Annotated in this window: 14 protein-coding genes and 1 tRNA gene; 7 read left to right on the forward strand and 8 right to left on the reverse strand. The window is 68.7% G+C overall.

Features of this window, described 5'->3' with window-relative positions; translation table 11 throughout:
- Positions 1-2: 2 nt before the first annotated feature.
- On the reverse strand, positions 3-1,268 hold the full coding sequence (locus BGO20_RS14600) for a hemolysin family protein (RefSeq protein WP_362890023.1): 1,266 nt from the start codon (positions 1,266-1,268) through the stop codon (positions 3-5).
- Positions 1,269-1,395: 127 nt separating this feature from the next.
- On the opposite strand from BGO20_RS14600, the gene BGO20_RS14605 reads away from it, so the two are divergent.
- Complete coding sequence (locus BGO20_RS14605) at positions 1,396-2,049, forward strand: DUF938 domain-containing protein (RefSeq protein ID WP_291664896.1); 654 nt, start codon at positions 1,396-1,398, stop codon at positions 2,047-2,049.
- A 55-nt stretch (positions 2,050-2,104) separates the two neighbouring features.
- Positions 2,105-2,190, forward strand: a tRNA-Leu gene (locus BGO20_RS14610).
- 17 nt (positions 2,191-2,207) lie between these two features.
- On the opposite strand, the gene BGO20_RS14615 is transcribed toward BGO20_RS14610, so the two are convergent.
- The 3 genes from BGO20_RS14615 to BGO20_RS14625 form a co-directional block, all read right to left on the reverse strand.
- Positions 2,208-2,864, reverse strand: coding sequence for a DUF1190 domain-containing protein (locus BGO20_RS14615; RefSeq protein WP_291664895.1), 657 nt, complete (start codon positions 2,862-2,864; stop codon positions 2,208-2,210).
- A gap of 71 nt (positions 2,865-2,935) precedes the next feature.
- Positions 2,936-4,501, reverse strand: a complete 1,566-nt coding sequence (locus BGO20_RS14620; protein WP_291664893.1) for an AMP-binding protein — start codon at positions 4,499-4,501, stop codon at positions 2,936-2,938.
- Between the two features lie 111 nt (positions 4,502-4,612).
- Complete coding sequence (locus tag BGO20_RS14625) at positions 4,613-7,432, reverse strand: phosphoenolpyruvate carboxylase (protein ID WP_291664891.1); 2,820 nt, start codon at positions 7,430-7,432, stop codon at positions 4,613-4,615.
- A gap of 180 nt (positions 7,433-7,612) precedes the next feature.
- Between BGO20_RS14625 and BGO20_RS14630 the strand changes: the two genes are divergently transcribed.
- The 3 genes from BGO20_RS14630 to BGO20_RS14640 all read left to right on the forward strand — a co-directional run bounded on the left by BGO20_RS14630 (position 7,613) and on the right by BGO20_RS14640 (position 9,661).
- Positions 7,613-8,212, forward strand: a complete 600-nt coding sequence (locus tag BGO20_RS14630) for a DUF2239 family protein (RefSeq protein ID WP_291664889.1) — start codon at positions 7,613-7,615, stop codon at positions 8,210-8,212.
- Complete coding sequence (locus BGO20_RS14635) at positions 8,172-8,642, forward strand: DUF1330 domain-containing protein (protein ID WP_291664887.1); 471 nt, start codon at positions 8,172-8,174, stop codon at positions 8,640-8,642. The genes BGO20_RS14630 and BGO20_RS14635 overlap by 41 nt, the downstream gene beginning before the upstream one ends.
- 125 nt (positions 8,643-8,767) lie before the next feature.
- On the forward strand, positions 8,768-9,661 hold the full coding sequence (locus tag BGO20_RS14640; protein ID WP_291664885.1) for a DMT family transporter: 894 nt from the start codon (positions 8,768-8,770) through the stop codon (positions 9,659-9,661).
- 21 nt (positions 9,662-9,682) lie between these two features.
- Here the strand turns inward: BGO20_RS14640 and gpt are convergent, their stop codons facing one another.
- The 4 genes from gpt to BGO20_RS14660 form a co-directional block, all read right to left on the reverse strand.
- Positions 9,683-10,192: a xanthine phosphoribosyltransferase gene (gene gpt, locus BGO20_RS14645; RefSeq protein ID WP_291664883.1), complete on the reverse strand. Its 510-nt coding sequence runs from the start codon at positions 10,190-10,192 to the stop codon at positions 9,683-9,685.
- Positions 10,193-10,321: 129 nt separating this feature from the next.
- Positions 10,322-12,133, reverse strand: coding sequence for a methyl-accepting chemotaxis protein (locus BGO20_RS14650; protein WP_291664881.1), 1,812 nt, complete (start codon positions 12,131-12,133; stop codon positions 10,322-10,324).
- Positions 12,134-12,454: 321 nt separating this feature from the next.
- Positions 12,455-13,216, reverse strand: a complete 762-nt coding sequence (locus BGO20_RS14655) for a competence/damage-inducible protein A (RefSeq protein ID WP_291664879.1) — start codon at positions 13,214-13,216, stop codon at positions 12,455-12,457.
- A 96-nt stretch (positions 13,217-13,312) separates the two neighbouring features.
- On the reverse strand, positions 13,313-14,164 hold the full coding sequence (locus tag BGO20_RS14660; protein ID WP_291664877.1) for an FkbM family methyltransferase: 852 nt from the start codon (positions 14,162-14,164) through the stop codon (positions 13,313-13,315).
- A gap of 121 nt (positions 14,165-14,285) precedes the next feature.
- Here BGO20_RS14660 and map point away from each other — a divergent pair, with 121 nt between their 5' ends.
- The gene (map, locus tag BGO20_RS14665; protein WP_291664875.1) at positions 14,286-15,110 is read left to right on the forward strand and encodes a type I methionyl aminopeptidase; all 825 of its coding nucleotides are present in this window, start codon (positions 14,286-14,288) and stop codon (positions 15,108-15,110) included.
- Between the two features lie 71 nt (positions 15,111-15,181).
- On the forward strand, positions 15,182-15,762 hold a 581-nt coding region (locus tag BGO20_RS14670; protein WP_291664873.1), incomplete at its 3' end, for a JAB domain-containing protein.

Below are 15,762 nucleotides of genomic sequence, written 5' to 3' on the forward strand. Positions count from 1 at the left end.
CCTCACTCGATGGGGCTGACCAGGATCTTGTCGATCCGGCGCCCGTCGAGATCGACGACCTCGAAGCGCCAGTTGTCCTTGTCGAAGGTCTCCCCGACATTGGGCAGGCGGTTCATCTCGGCCAGGATGAAGCCGGCGACGGTCTGGAAATCGGCGTCGCGCGGCATCGGGATGCCGAACTCGGACGAAAACTCGTCGGCCTGCATCCAGCCGGCGACGAGGTAGGACCCGTCCGGCCGCGCCACGACGGCGGGCTCGCTTTCCTCTTCCTCCTGGAAGGCTCCGGTGATCGCCTCGAGCACGTCGGCAGGCGTGATGATGCCCTCGAAATGACCGTATTCGTCGAAGACCAGCGCCATGTGCACCCGGCTCGAGCGGATCTCGCGCAGGACGTTGAGCGAGCTCGCCGTGTCCATCACGATCGGTGTCTCCTGCACATGCGAGCGCAGATCCTCCATCGTCCCGCCCTGCGACAGGAAGGCGAGCAGATCCTTCACCAGCACGACGCCGACGATCGAGTCGGGCTCGCCGTCCTGCACCGGCAGGCGAGAGCGGCGCGTCTCGCGCAGCTGCCTGCGCAACTCCTCGACGTCATCCGCGAGGTCGATGAGCTCCACCTCGCGCCGCGGCGTCATCAGGGCGCGGGCGGAGCGATCGGCCAGGCGCATGACGCCGGCGATCATCTCGCGCTCGTCGCGCTCCAGCACGCCGGCCGTCTCCGCTTCGGCGATGATGGTGCGCACCTCCTCCTCGGTGACCCTCTCCTCCGATTCGCCCTTCTGACCGAGCAGCGCGAGCACGGTCTTGCCCGAGAGATCGAGCAGGAACACCAGCGGCGCGCCGATCCTGGAGAGCAGCGACATCGCCGGCGCGACGCGGGCAGCGACGCGCTCGGGATCGCGCAGCGCGATCTGCTTGGGCACCAGCTCGCCGAGGATCAGCGAGAGGTAGGTGATGGCGACGACGACGATGCCGACGCCCAGCGTATCCGATGCCGATTGCGAGAAGCCGTGCGCGCCGAGCCATTCCGACAGGCGCGTGCCGAGCGTGGCACCCGAAAACGCGCCCGAGAGCACGCCGACGAGCGTGATGCCGATTTGCACGGTGGAGAGAAAGCGGCCGGGGTCTTCCGCAAGGCGCATGGCTGTCGCCGCGCCTCTGTTGCCCTGATCGCTGAGAACCTTGAGCCGAGCCGGCCTCGAGGAGACGACGGCGAGTTCCGACATGGAAAGCAGACCGTTGATGACGGTCAGCACCACGACGATCAGGATTTCGGTTAACAAAACCAGCCTGCACACTGCAAAGCCGCGACATCTGGCAGCCTGCTTCCGGCCCCCTTATAGCGTATTGCGCCTCCAAAGCGATGGGGCCCGCCCAAGATTCGGTGACCGAGCCATGACGACCGCCAAGCCGAGCTTCTGGAATCCCTCCGAGATCGCCCGCCCTGCCGGCGATGCGCGCCTGCGGGCGCCCTCCGCCGAGCGCAACCGCGACGCGATCCTCGCCGTGCTGCGCGAGATCCTGCCGGCCGAAGGCCTCGTCCTCGAGATCGCCAGCGGCTCGGGCGAGCATGCCCTGCATTTCGCCCGCGCGCTCCCCGCGCTGACCTTCCAGCCGAGCGATCCGAGCCCGGAAGCGCGGGCGAGCATCGCCGCCTGGATCGAGGATTGCGGGCTCGCCAACATCCTGCCGCCGATCGCGATCGACGCAGGCGGCGAAGCCTGGCCCGCGCTGGCTCCGGCGGCGATCCTGTGCATCAACATGATCCACATCGCGCCCTGGACGGCGGCCGAGGGGCTTTTCCGGCATGCCGCCGGCCTCCTCGCCGGCGGGGGCATGCTGTATCTCTACGGCCCGTTCCGCCGGTCGGACCGCCCCCTCGAGCCCGGCAATGCCGCCTTCGACGAAAGCCTGCGCAGCCGCGACCCCGCCTGGGGGCTGCGCGACCTCGAAGCCGTCACCGCGCTCGCGACCGCCGCCGGCTTTGCCCGCCCCGAGATCGTCGAGATGCCGGCGAACAATCTCAGCCTCGTCTACCGGCGCCGCTAGCGGGCAGCCTGCCACGCTTGCATCGCAGGCCGCAGCCCGCTACCGCTCGAACCGCGCGGACGTGGCGAAACTGGTAGACGCAAGAGACTTAAAATCTCTCGGCCTTCGGCTATGCGGGTTCGATCCCCGCCGTCCGCACCAGTGCCCTCCGGGCGCCCTCAATGCGGATGCGCGGGCTTGTACCATTCGACGCCGTCGGGGTTGACGTAGAGGCCGGGCGGCACGTTCGCGCCGATCGGCTCCTCCTTCATCGGCACGCGCACGGTGTCGTCGCGGTCCCCGCTCCGGGTGGCGGCGCCGGAGGATTGGCCGGCATGCCGGTGCGCGCCGCGCCCGACATTGCTGACCAGGCCGATCACGCCGCGCTGGCCGGTGACCTTGTCCTGCAGTTCCGAAACCGGCCGCCCGGCGAAAGCGATCGCGGTCCTGCCCTCCACGACCGGCAGGGCGCGCGCCGACGCGCCCTCGCCTGTCACCCGGACCCCGACGAAGCGCGGCACATAGGTCGCGCCGCCCTTGCCGAAGGATTCCCACCCGCCCGACGCGATCATCTGCGCGCCGCAGCGCCCGTGGCTGCGCTCGCAGGCCGCACGGGAGGCATAACGCGGCGCCTTCTGCAGGAATTCGGCATGCGCATTGCGGTAGGCGAACTCGCATTGCTCCGCGCTGAGCCTGCCGGCCTCGACGCATTCGTCGCGCCGGACATAGAGCGCGCCGGGCGGCTGCGCCGCGAGATCGCCCGGTCCCGCCAGCGACAGGACGGGAGCGAGCGTGGCGACGCGGAGGGTGGCGAGGATGGAGGCAGGGATCATCATGCGATGCAACATAGTTACGATTGTGGCCGAACATTGCCTGGGCTCATCCTAAACGAACCGAGGCTCCCTTTTCAAAGCAGCGAGCGGCGCGAGGCGGCGAGCTCGCGCGTGGCGCCGTAGTCGATCTTGCCGTTGCCCAGCACCGGGATCGCCTGCGTCACCAGGATCGCGCGCGGCACCCAGAGCTCCGGAAAGCCCTGTGCCCGCGCGCCTTCGAGCAGGGCGGCGCGGTCGGCATCCGGCTTTTCGGTCACCAGGATGAGCTGCTCGCCCTTGCGCGGATCGGGCAGGCCCACGACGACGTGGTTCTGATCGGGCCAGAGTTTCGCGATCATCGTCTCGACCGCCGCCAAGGAGACCATCTCGCCCCCGAGCTTGGCAAAGCGCTTGGCCCGCCCGCGAATCGTGACGAAGCCGTCCTCGATCACCACGATGTCGCCGGTGTCGTGCCAGCCGCCTTCCGGCGGGACGATCCGGCCCGGCTGCGCCGGATCGAGATAGCCCGCCATGACGTTCGGCCCGCGCAGCCGCAGCCGCCCGCCCTCATGGATGCCCTCGACCGGGTCGAGCGCCGCCTCGAGCCCCGGCAGGATGCGGCCGACCGTGCTCTCGCGCAGCGCCCGCGGCGTATTGACGGCGATCACCGGCGAGCATTCCGTGCAGCCATAACCCTCCAGGATCGTGGTGCCGTAGGGCTCCCACATCCGCTTCGTCTCGGCCTTGACCCGCTCGGCCCCTGCGACGACGAAGCGGACGCTGCTGAGGTCGTCCTTGTCCGAGGCCCGGGCGTAACCCTGAAGGAAGGTGTCGGTCGCGAGCAGGAAGGTCGCCTTCATGTCGCGGATCAGCTTCGGCACCTGCTTGTAGTGAAGCGGGCTCGGATAGAGCACGACCTTCATGCCGTGCAGCAGCGGCACCAGCATCCCGGCCGTCAGCCCGAAGGAGTGGAAGGCCGGCAGCGGGTTCATGAAGATGTCCCGCTCCGAGATCGCGCCCCCGGCATGGGCGAAGACCTGCCTTGCATTGGAGACCAGGTTGGCGTGGCTGAGCACCACGCCCTTCGGCGTGCCCTCGGTGCCGGAGGTGAACAGGATCACGGCCGGATCGTCGGGCTTGGCCTCGTAGCGCCTGTGCGCCAGCCCGGGCGCCAGGCTCTGCAATGCGCCCCAGGCCTTGTCGAGACTGGTCACCTGCTTGCGGACGTCTTCGAGATAGATCACGCGCCGCCCCTCGCCGAGCGCGGCGATCTCGGCGTCGAGTTCGCCCTTCTCGACGAAGCGGCGGGAGGTCACGATGGTCCTGAGCTGCGCCAGCTCCCCCGCCGCCCGCAGGTTGCGCACGCCGGCGGTGAAGTTCAGCATCGCCGGCACCCGGCCATAGGCGAGGAGCGAGAACAGCGTCACCGCCATGCCCTGCATGTTCGGCAGCAGCACCCCGACATGTTCGCGCTCGTCCGTCAGCGCCGCGAGCTTGCGCCCCAGCACCAGCGCGCCCAGCACCAGCCGCCCATAGCTGATCGGCTGCCGCTCCGGATCTTCCAGCGCGATGCGACTCCTGCCGTGCCGTTCGATGGTCTGGAGCAGGGCGCGAAAGACGGTGACGCGGGCTGCGGCGGCGTCGAAGGTGGTGGCGGCCATGCCTGGCTCGTCTCCGGTCGGCGGTTCCTCGGCCGGTCAACGTAGTGCCATCGGCGCGGGTTGCAACGCTTGGCCGGCTTCACCCATGGAAGCCCTCACCCCGGGGAGCCGCTATCCGAATGCACCGATCTCGTGCTGGATCGCGCCCGAGATCTCACGGATCAGGGCGAACAGCTCGCCCATCGGCACGAGCACGTCGCGGTGCAGGGCCTCATAGGTCCCGCCTTCGCGCGGCCCGGGCGGCTCGCCGAAGTCGAGCCCCAGGGTCGGGTCGGGATCGCGGGGAAAGATCTCGCCGAGCAGCGCCAGCGACGCCGGCACGTCGAGGCGCAGCAGGCGCTCGAACAGCGCCTCGCGCGTGACGCCGGCATGCGGCCGGAAATCGGGCACATGCACCGCCTTGAGCCAGATCCGGTGCAGCGCCGCGAGCCGCAGCGCGTGCAGCGCCGCAAGCCTGACCGGCATGCGCGGCACGTCGTCGGCCGTGGCCCTGAGCTTCAGCGCGTCGGCGCTCAGCCGCCAGAACAGCCGCCTGAGCGCCGGCGCGAGCTCGAGCCCCGACAGCGCGTCCGCGACGGCGAGGAGTTCGTCGCGCCGCCCTTCCCTCACCGTCCGGCGCGCCCGGTCGAACCAGCTTCCCGGATCAAGCGTGTCGAGATAGGCGCGCAGCACGTCGAGGTCGCTATGGCCCATCGCATGGGCGGCGAGACGATAGGCCCGGTCGAAGCGGTCCGACTGCTCGCGCATCGCACCGAAGAGGTCGGGCGCGCGCGCCGCCGCATGGCCGATGCCGTGCAGGCTGTTGGCCATCCAGCCGAGCTGCTGCAGGATGGCGTTGTTCGGGATGGCGCGCAGTTCGCGGGGATGGCGGATGCGCGCGGGGCCCGCACCTTCCGTCTGCCGCGCTGCCGGGCGCGATCCGGTCTTGTCGAGCAGCGAGGGGCCGAAGGTGCCGATCAGCGCAGCATAGCCGGGATCGTCGACGAGCGCGTTCATTTCCTCGCGCACGGTCTGGAAGAACTCGCTGGCGAAATCCGGCTCGTCATAGATCGGATCGTCGCCGGCTTCGGGTGCCGCGAACACCGCTTCCGCGATCCGGCCGATCGTTGCGCCCGCCAATGCGGAGGTGCCGAACAGCAGATAGCCGTCGCTGCCCTGGAAGCTGGTCTCGCGCACCGTGGCGATGCCGGCCTTCGCGAAGGCCTGCCTGGCATAGGGCGGCTCGAGATAGGCCAGCCGGTCGGCCAGGCTGTCGGCATGGGCGCCGCGCCCGACCGATTCGCCATGCGTGTCGAAGATCACGAGTTCGACGCCGGTGAGCTCGTAGCGGGCGAGCAGTTCGCAAATGCGGATGCGCAGACGCTCGACCCAGAAGGTCGAGGCGACCTGCCCGACATAGCGCCCCGAGTCGGAGTAGCCGAACTGGATGCAGAGCCGGCCGTGCTGCTTGAGATAGTCGCGGAAATGCGGGCTGCGCAGCGCCTCGTCGATGATGCGCGGCCCCTGCTCCAGCGCATCCGAGGTCTCGAACAGCGGCGAGATCTCGACCTTGTCGGCGATGCCGAAGCGGCTCGCCAGCCAGAGCGCGCAGAGCAGCGTGTAGCCGGTCTCCGTCTCGGCGATCAGGAAACGCACCGGCCGCGAGCCGTCGACATGCTTCACGATCTGCGCGATCGTCATCATCATCCGCGCCGCCGAGGCCCGCTCGGCAGCGAGCCCCCCGAAATCGACGCCGACCGGCTCGACCTTGCCGAGCGCCGCATTGGCGGCGGCGAGGAACGCGCGTCGCTGAGCCGGCTCGGCCGGCTCGCCATCGGAGGGGATCACCCCGCGCAGCGCATTGTGGAGCTGCGAGGCGTTGAGCCGGAAATGCGGCAGCGCGATCGAGACGCCGTGAGCGACGACGCCCGCCCGCACAAGCGCCAGCACCAACCGGGACTTGTCGTCGGCGGTTGCCGCCAGGGCCTCGTCCAGCACCGCGAGCAGGCGCGACGAATCCGGCAGCGCCGTCTCGCGCTCATGCACCAGCGCCAGGGCAAAGGCCTGCAGCGCCTCCAGCGAAGGCTGCGTCCCGATCGGCGGAGCCAGAGCGAGCTGTCGCTGGACTGCGTCCCGTGCAGCGCCGACGAGGTTGCGCAGCGCCTCCGTCGCGGACATCTCGGGCAGCTTCTCGAGGATGCGGGCGAATTGCCCGTCCTTCGATTCAAGTCGGTAGCGCAGCGTGTCCCACCAGCCGATATCGGTGCGGCCGTCCGTGTCGCAGCCGACCCAGGAGGCCAGGATGACCGGGCGCGGCGCGAGGTGCGTCCACTCTTCCGGCCAGCGCCGCCGCGCCTCGGCGAGCAGGGCGGCATTGAGCCGGTCGATGGCGTCCCGCGCATGGCGCACGGCGAAGCGCGCCTGCTCGAACTCGTCCTGCAAGGTGATGCGCCCGTCGGGGCGGAAGCTCAGCGCCGGCGCGTCGATGACGGCGCCGGCAGCCTCGTCGCCCGAAGCGAGATCGGCCAGCGCATGCGCGAGCCGGCGCTGCATGCCGAAGGTCGGATGCGCGGTGAACACCGCGCCGAAGCGCGGCCGCTCGACCGCGGCGCGGAAGGCGGCGAAGGAATCGGCCTCCTCGCCCTGACGCCGCGCGATGGCCGCGAACGCTGCCGCCTCGTCCCGCTCGAGCCCGACATAATGCGCGAGGCGCCCAGCCCGCTCGCGCAACGCCCGGCGCCCGAGCAGCCGCACCAGCTCCCCGGCCGCCGCGACCGACAGCTCGCCCGAATCCATCAGCCGCGTCAGCCACAGCGTCACCCGCAGCACCGGATTGCCGAAGGGATCGTCGCGCGAGGCCAGCCGCGCCTGCTCGATCTTGTCCTGCAGGTCATCCGCCAGGGCAACGATGTCGACAGCCGGGATAGGCGCCTTTTCGATCGTTTCCGGCATGGCGATATCTCCCGATCCCGGCCCATGGCGCGCCGCCCGCGCTCTTCTTGCTGCATTGCAGCATTCCTTGCGGTGCGGGGCAAGCCCGGCGCGTGCCGGCGCTTCGATATTTTTACCCGGATTATATTGCCAGGAGGAAAGCGTCGCGCTAGAAGGCCCGCCAACCCAGGAAGCACCACGATGCCCCATCCGCCCATCCCGAACTGCACGGCCTTCCGGGGCGATGCCCGCCTCGCGCACGGTCCCCGTCCCGAGGTCGCTCTGGCCGTGAAGGCCGCGCTCGAATCCGATCCGACGGCCACGATCCTCGTCTTCGACGACGGAACCGGCCGCGCCGTCGACTTCGACCTGCGCGGCACCCCCCAAGACATCGTCGCGCGGCTGCAGGAGCCCCGCCCGCCTGCCGAACCCCTCGCCGGACCGCCCGCCGAGCGCGGCCGCGGCCGTCCGAAGCTGGGCGTCGTCGCCCGCGAGGTCACGCTGCTGCCGCGCCATTGGGAATGGCTCGCGGCGCAGCCCGGCGGCGCATCCCAGGCCCTGCGACGCCTCGTCGAGGAAGCGCGTCGCAGCGACGGCGGCCGCAGCCGGGCCCGGCAGGCACAGGAGACGGCCTATGCCTTCATCTCCGCCATGGCCGGCAACCGCGAAGGCTTCGAGGAAGCCTCCCGCGCGCTCTTCGCTGGCGACGCGGCAGGCTTCGCCGCTCACAGCCGCAGCTGGCCGCCGGATATCCGCGCCCATGCCGAAGCCCTCGCGGCCGATGCCCTGCCAGCCGGGTGAGACGATGCCGACCTATCTGGAGCCTAGTTGGGAAGCCGGGCGCGACCTCGTTCGCCGTGGCATTCCCGGCGAGGTGGTGATGCTCAACCTGCTGCGGCTGCGCCCGGTGGCGGATTATGCCGCGACGCCGGAGCTGGCGCCCGGCCGGCCGATCAGCGGCGCCGAAGCCTTCGAGCGCTATGTGGCGCATACCCGGCCGCATCTGGAGGCCAGCGGCGGCTCGCTCTTGTTCCTGGCCGAGGGCGGCCCGCTCCTCATCGGCCCGCAGACCGAGCGCTGGGACCGCGTCATGCTCGTGCGGCAGAGATCGGTGCAGGATTTCATCGCCTTCGCGGGCGATCCGGCCTATCTCGCCGGCCTCGGCCATCGCACGGCCGCCGTCGCGGATTCGCGGCTGCTGCCCCTCGTCGAATCGCCCCTGCCCGCCTGACGGCCAGCGTCCCGCCGCTCGCAGACGAAAACGCCGTGGCGGGCTGCGTGCGGCGCCATTGTCAGGGGCATGGTCGCCGGGCATAGCGCCGCCACCACCTCTCCGCGCATGACAGACGCCGCCCCATGACCACCCGCTTGAAATGGCTCGGCATTCTGTGCGGCCTGACGACATCGCTGATCTGGGGCGTCCAGGCCGTCGTCTCCCGCCACGCGATGCTGGCGGGGTTGTCGCCCGCCGACGTGACGATCCTGCGTTTCGTCGCAGCCTCCGCCGTGCTGATCCCCTGGGCGGCGACGCGCATCCGCCCCTTCCCCGTCGGCGCGCTCGGCTGGAAGCGCGCCTGGTTCATGGCGCTGCTGGTCGGCCCGCTCTACAGCCTGATTCTCGTTGGCGGCGCCTACTTCGCGCCGGCCCTGCACTCCTCGATCATCTCGCCGGGGCTGATCCCGGTCTTCACCGCCGCGCTGGTCTTCCTCGTCACCGGCGAACGCGCCGGGCGGATGCGGCTTGCCGGCCTCGGGGTCATCGTCATCGGCATCGCCATCTTCTCGCGCGACGCGCTGCTGGCGACGCCATCCCGGCCCGATGCCTGGATCGGCGACCTGCTCTTCGTTCTCATCGCCCTGATGTGGTCGGTCTTCGGCCTGCAGGCGCGGCGCTGGGGTGCGAGCTCGATCGAGGTCACGGTGGCGTCCTGCGTGCTGGCATTGCCGCTGCTCGGCGTCGTGGCGCTCGCCTTGCCGGTGCATATGATGCAGGCGCCGCTCGCCGAGCTGCTGCTCCAGGCGGTGTATCAGGGGGTGCTGGTCGGCGTCGTCGCGCTGTTTCTCTATGCCCGTACCGTCGCGATGCTCGGCGCGGCCCGGGCGACCCTGTTCCTGCCGCTGGTGCCGCTCGTCACGGCGAGCTGCAGCGCCCTCGTGCTGGGCGAATACCCCTCGCCGGCCGAGATCGCCGGCATGGCGGTCGTCGTCGCCGGGATGCTGGTCGCGTTCCGCTCGCCCTCGACCGGCTGATGCCGCGGCTCGGTCAGCCGTTCAGCCCTGGTGCCCCTTGGCGATCGGCTCGACATAGGAGAGGCCCATGTCCCACGGAAAATAGATCCAGGTGTCCTGGCTGACCTCGGTGACGAAAGTGTCGACCACGGGAACGCCGGCCGGCTTGGCATAGACCGTGGCGAAATGCGCGTTCGGCAGCATCTCGCGCACCACACGCGCCGTCTTGCCGGTATCCGTCAGGTCGTCGACGACCAGCACGCCCTTCCCCTTGCCGTCGCCGACCGCCTTGATGCTCGGCGCGACGTCCTTGAGTACCTTGAGCTCGGACTGGTTCTTGTAGTCGTGATAGCTCGCGATGCAGACCGTCTCGATCAGCCGCAGGCCGAGCTCGCGGCAGATGATCGCCGCCGGCACCAGCCCGCCGCGCGTGATGCAGACCATCGCCTCGAAGGGCCCCTTCTCCGCCAGCCGCCAGGCCAGCGCCCGGGCATCGCGGTGAAACTGGTCCCAGGAAACCGGGAAGGCCTTGTTCGAGGTCGGTTCGGCCATGGCGAGCGCTCCGGGCTGATCGCGGCGCCAAAGGCGCCCGTTCTCGACCGAAAACCCTATTGCAGGGCGACTGGCAAGACCCCGCCCGCCGCGATCCCCAGCGACACCGCCTCCGCTGGCGCTCCGGCCTCAGAATTCAGCCCAGCCGTCGCCGCCGCCGGCGGCGAGGCGCCGCGCCGGACGCATCACCGGCCGCGCCGCAGCCTCGACGCCGCCGACCGCAGCGGCAGTCTGATGAACGAGATGCGGACCGGCCTGCCGGCGCTCGCCGCCGAGCGTGAAGGACGAGACCATGGCCGTCAGCGCCTCGGTCTCCTGCTTGAGATCGCGCGCGACCTTGGCACTCTGGTCGGCCAGCAACGAGTTCTGCTGCGTGATCTCGTCCATATGCGCGACCGTGCGGGCCATCTCGTCAATGCCGTTGGCCTGCTCGGTCGTGGCCTGCGAGATCTCGCTGACCGTCACCGCGACCTTCGAGGCCGCATCGACGATCTCGCGCAGCGTCGTCCCGGCATCCTTGACCAGCCCGACACCGGCTTGAATCTGCTGCGCAGAGTTTGCGATCAAGGTCTTGACGCCGTTGGCGGATTCGCTGCAGCGCGCCGCCAGTGCCCGCACCTCGGTCGCCACCACCGCGAAGCCGCGCCCGGCGTCGCCGGCGCGCGCCGCCTCGACCGCGGCGTTCAGCGCCAGGAGGTTGGTCTGGAAGGCGATCTCGTCGATCATCGAGATGATCTCGGAGATGCCGGAGGAGGCCTTCTCGATGCGCCCCATCGCATCGACCGCTTCGGTGACGATCGCGCCGCCGCGTGCGGCGACCTCGCTCGCCTCGTTGCCGAGCTGGACCGCCATGCGCGAATTGCCGGCGCTGTGCTTGACGGAGGCGGCGAGCTGCTCGGTGGTCGCCGCCGTCTCCTGCAGGCTGGCGGCGTTCGCCTCGGTGCGCTCGGCGAGCTGCTGGCTGTCCGAGGTGATCTTCAGCGACGCCCCGTCGATCCGCTCCGAAATGTCGCGGACTGAAGCGACGACGCCGGCCAGCGTGTCGAGCAGGTCGTTGACGCCGGCGCAGAGCGTGGCGACCTCGCCGCTCTTGCCTTCCAGCGGAACGCGGCCCGTCAGATCCTTGTCCTTGGCGCGCGCGATGGTCTCGGAGGTTTCCTTGACCGCCGCCTCGAGCTGCTTGCCCTTGAATGTCGCGGTGATGTCGGTGGCGAACTTCACGACCTTGTAGGGTTGCCCCTGCGCGTTCAGGATCGGGTTGTAGCTCGCCTGGATCCAGATCTCCCTGCCGCCCTTGCCGATGCGCCTGTACTGGCCGGCATCGTATTCGCCGCGGCCGAGCCGATCCCAGAAAGCCTTGTAGGCGCTCGACTCGCGTTCCGCCGGATCGACGAACATGCGGTGATGCTGGCCAACGATCTCCGGCAGCGAATAGCCGAGCACGGCGAGGAAATTCTCGTTGGCATGCAGGATCTTGCCGTCGAGCCCGAATTCGATGACGGCCTGCGCCTTGTCGATCGCGGCGCGCTGGCCTTCCAGATCGGCGAGGCGGTTCTTCTGCTCGGTGATGTCGAAAGCGTACTTGACCACGCCAACCGGCTTGCCGCCCGCTCCGATGATCGGGTTGTAGCTCGCCTGGATCCAGACCTGCTTGCCGCCCTTCCCGACGCGCAGGTACTGTCCGCGCGAGAATTCGCCTCGGCCAAGATCCGCCCAGAACTGCTTGTAGGCTTCGCTGCCGCGCTCCTCGGGCAAGACGAACAGGCTGTGATGCTGGCCTTTCACCTCGGCGAGGGAGTACCCCATGACATTGAGGAAGTTCTCGTTGGCATCGAGCACCCTGCCTTCGAGGTCGAAGTGAATCACCGCTTGCGAGCGATTGATCGCGGCGATCTGCCCCGCATTGCGCCGGCCCGCCGAAAGACCTGAAAAGAACGACATCCATACCCCCTTGGCATGCCGCGCAGCCGATCGGCGCGCAGGCCGTCGTCAGATGAAAGCCGATGGGAATACCGCCCCGCGACGCCGCGGGAGCGGCCAGAACTCATTTTTAGGAAATCTAAAGTGCCTCGAAAACGGTTTACGAATACTTTACGACAAGAGAGGTCGTGCAATAATGATACAATCAGAATAGTCTAAATCGTCTTCGAGTAAAATATCGACAGAATTCAATCGCAAGAACGACAGCAATCGACGAACGGCACTGCCTCACTGAAGAGCGGCAATGACGACACGCGCAAAAGTTGCAACCCCTACTGCTCGTTACGAAACAGGTCTGCCATGGTCGCGGATCATCTTCTTCACATCCGCCATTGCAGCCTGGAGTTGCTGAGCATCCCGCGACCTCACCACAATGTTGGTATCGGGCCCCGTCTCCGACCAGAACGGATAGGAGCCGATCGACACGCCCGGATGGGCTTTCGCCACGGCAGCGAGCGGCCCGCCGATATCGCCTTCGCGCAGCCCCGCCTGCACCGTCTCGGAGAGGATCTTGGCGCCGGTCGTCAAGGTCGGCGCCACGACGTCGAGCATCGCCTGCATGATCGACGGTACGCCGGCCATGACATAGACGTTGCCGATATTGAAGCCCGGCGCCTTCGAGATCGAGTTCGCGATCAGCTCGGCGCCTGCGGGAATCCGCGTCATCCGCATCCGCGCCTCGTTCAGGTCCTCGGCGGAAAAGCGCTCGCGCATCATGGCGACCGCGCGCGGATCGTAGTCGATCGGCACGCCGAAGGCGGCAGCCACCGAATCGGCCGTGATGTCGTCATGGGTCGGGCCGATGCCCCCCGTGGTGAAGACATAGGTGTAGCGGGCCCGCAGCGCGTTCAGCGCCGCCACGATTTCGTCGGTCACGTCCGGCACCACCCGGACCTCGCGCAGCTCGATGCCGATATTGGTCAGGTATTCGGCGATGTAGCCGATGTTCTTGTCCTTGGTCCGCCCCGACAGGATTTCGTCGCCGATGACGAGGATCGCCGCGGTCACGATCACCGGGGGCTGACTGTTCTGGCTTGCGGACATGGTGGCGCTCCTGACCTGACGGACCAAGAGCTATGATGCGGCGAGGCTTTGCTCAAGCATGACCGGTTGCACGCCGGCCATGACCGTCTTGCGCGATCAGGTGGCCTCGCGCTCGAACAGCATGTTCATGCGCGTCTGGCGGACCAGCCGGTAACCGCTGCGCTTCAGCAGCCCGGCGAGATCGCTCTGCCAGCGCTGGCGCGAATCCTCGATGACGATGAAGCCGGGCCAGAGCGAAGGCGGCGCATCCCGCAGGAAGGGCTCCAGGATCAGGTCCTCGGCGCCCTCCACGTCGAGCTTGATCGCGTCGATGCGCTCGTAGCCCTCGCCTTCCACCAGCGCCAGCAGCGTCATGGCCGGCACTTTCACCGGGCTCGCCGTCGTCGAGTTGAGGATGCGCACGCTCGATTCGCCGCGATTGGCCGGGTCGATGAACAGCGTCAGCTCGCCGGGCTTGTCGGCCAGGGCGCAGGCCACCGCCTTGACGGTGCCGAACGGGTTCTGGGCGATGTTGTAGGCAAGCCGGGCGAAGACGTCCGGCTGGGGTTCGACCGCCAGGATGCGCGCCCTGCGCCCGGCCCGAGCCGCGACGAACAGCGAATAGGCGCCGATATTCGCGCCGACATCGATGAAGGTGAAGCCCTCGTGCATCCGCGAGGCCAGCATCTCGCGCTCGACCGGATCGAAATATTGCGGCGTGAACAGCACCCGCTTCTCGCAGACGTTGCCGTCCGGATAGAGCCGCATCTTGGCGCCGAGCGCCTCGATGTCGACCGGGGTGCCCTCGAGCGAGCGCAGGCCGATCCGGCGCAAGGCGTAGGCGCTCTTACGGCCGAGGAAATTGTCCGGCGCAGCGCGCGTCCGGTTGATGATGCGCGCCAGAAAGGGCTTCGGCGCGAAGGCGCCGAAGGGCTGCTCTTCCGCCGGGGATGGAGTGGTGATGGCCATTGCGGCAGCCTGATACACCCTGCGGCAGCGCAATGCCAGCCATTCGCGTGCGCCTGCACGCTTCCGGCTTGCCTCGAACGCCAAACGCAATAGATATGGGGCAAGGAGTTCCCCGCGCGCGATGACATTCGAAGACACCATCGGCCGCTCGCGTCCGCGCGAGCCCGCCATCAAGATTCACGGGGCCGAGGCCTTCGCGGCCATGCACAAGGCCGGCCGGCTCACGGCCGCGGGCCTCGACATGCTCGGCGCCTACGTCAAGCCCGGGGTGACGACCCAGCGCCTCGACGATCTCGCCTTCCAGTTCGCCATGGACAACGGCGCCTACCCGGCGACGCTGTTCTACCGCGGCTACACCAAGTCGATCTGCACCTCGATCAACCATGTCGTCTGCCACGGCATCCCCGACGACAAGCCTCTGCGCGAAGGCGACATCCTCAACATCGACTACACGCTGATCGTCGACGGCTGGCACGGCGATTCCAGCCGCATGTACGGCGTCGGGGAGATCTCGCGGAAGGCCGAAAGGCTGATCGAGATCACCTATGAAAGCCTGCTGCGCGGCATCAAGGCCGTGCGCGCCGGCGCCACCACCGGCGATATCGGCTTCGCCATCCAGCGCTATGCCGAGGCCGAACGCTGCTCCGTCGTCCGGGACTTCTGCGGCCACGGCATCGGCCAGCTCTTCCACGACGCGCCGAACATCCTGCACTACGGCAGCCCCGGCGAGGGCGTCGAGCTCAAGGCAGGCATGGTCTTCACCATCGAGCCGATGATCAATCTCGGCAAGCCGGGCGTGAAGGTTCTCTCCGACGGCTGGACGGCGGTGACCCGCGACCGCTCGCTCTCGGCCCAGTTCGAGCATCAGATCGGCGTCACCGAGCAGGGCTGCGAGATCTTCACGCTCTCGCCGGGCGGCCTCGACAATCCGCTCGCCGCGCGATGAGCCAGCGCCCGGGCAAGGGATCGCGCAAAGCCTCCTCGCCCGCGGGTCTCTTCGCCGAGTCGGCCGCCCCCATGGCTGCGGCCGCCCCCCATTATCACGGCCATCGCGAGCGGCTGCGCGCCCGTTTCCAGGAGGCCGGCGCCGATGCGCTGCCCGACTACGAGCTGCTGGAGCTGCTGCTCTTCCGCTCCATCCCGCAGCGTGACGTCAAGCCTCTCGCCAAGGAACTGGTGCAGCGCTTCGGCTCCTTCGCCGAGGTCCTGGCCGCTCCAATCGCCCGCCTGACCGAGGTCAAGGGCGTCGGCGAAGGCGTGGCGCTCGATCTCAAGATCGTCGAGGCGGCGCTCCGGCGCATGGCGAAAGGCGCCGTCGCCAAGCGCACCGTCCTCTCCTCCTGGTCCTCGGTCATCGATTACTGCCGGATGGCGATGGCCTTCGCCGAGCGGGAACAATTCCGCATCCTCTTCCTCGACAAGAAGAACGCCCTGATCGCGGATGAGGTGCAGCAGACCGGCACGGTCGACCACACCCCGGTCTATCCGCGCGAGGTGATGCGCCGGGCGCTCGAGCTCTCGGCCTCGGCGATCATCCTCGTCCACAACCATCCCACTCAACCTATTTCCATCACGCTCGATCACGCTCCTAACCGTTG

It is taken from the genome of Allobosea sp. 67-29, assembly GCF_001898115.1.
Classification (GTDB): domain Bacteria; phylum Pseudomonadota; class Alphaproteobacteria; order Rhizobiales; family Beijerinckiaceae; genus Allobosea.

Bases quoted from the DNA above. Each gene is read 5' to 3' on its own strand.
- BGO20_RS14605 (WP_291664896.1), top strand. From the start codon at position 1,396: ATGACGACCGCCAAGCCGAGCTTCTGGAATCCCTCCGAGATCGCCCGC.
- BGO20_RS14615 (WP_291664895.1), bottom strand. From the start codon at position 2,864: ATGATGATCCCTGCCTCCATCCTCGCCACCCTCCGCGTCGCCACGCTC.
- BGO20_RS14620 (WP_291664893.1), bottom strand. From the start codon at position 4,501: ATGGCCGCCACCACCTTCGACGCCGCCGCAGCCCGCGTCACCGTCTTT.
- BGO20_RS14625 (WP_291664891.1), bottom strand. From the start codon at position 7,432: ATGCCGGAAACGATCGAAAAGGCGCCTATCCCGGCTGTCGACATCGTT.
- BGO20_RS14630 (WP_291664889.1), top strand. From the start codon at position 7,613: ATGCCCCATCCGCCCATCCCGAACTGCACGGCCTTCCGGGGCGATGCC.
- BGO20_RS14635 (WP_291664887.1), top strand. From the start codon at position 8,172: ATGCCGAAGCCCTCGCGGCCGATGCCCTGCCAGCCGGGTGAGACGATG.
- BGO20_RS14640 (WP_291664885.1), top strand. From the start codon at position 8,768: ATGACCACCCGCTTGAAATGGCTCGGCATTCTGTGCGGCCTGACGACA.
- gpt (WP_291664883.1), bottom strand. From the start codon at position 10,192: ATGGCCGAACCGACCTCGAACAAGGCCTTCCCGGTTTCCTGGGACCAG.
- BGO20_RS14650 (WP_291664881.1), bottom strand. From the start codon at position 12,133: ATGTCGTTCTTTTCAGGTCTTTCGGCGGGCCGGCGCAATGCGGGGCAG.
- BGO20_RS14655 (WP_291664879.1), bottom strand. From the start codon at position 13,216: ATGTCCGCAAGCCAGAACAGTCAGCCCCCGGTGATCGTGACCGCGGCG.
- BGO20_RS14660 (WP_291664877.1), bottom strand. From the start codon at position 14,164: ATGGCCATCACCACTCCATCCCCGGCGGAAGAGCAGCCCTTCGGCGCC.
- map (WP_291664875.1), top strand. From the start codon at position 14,286: ATGACATTCGAAGACACCATCGGCCGCTCGCGTCCGCGCGAGCCCGCC.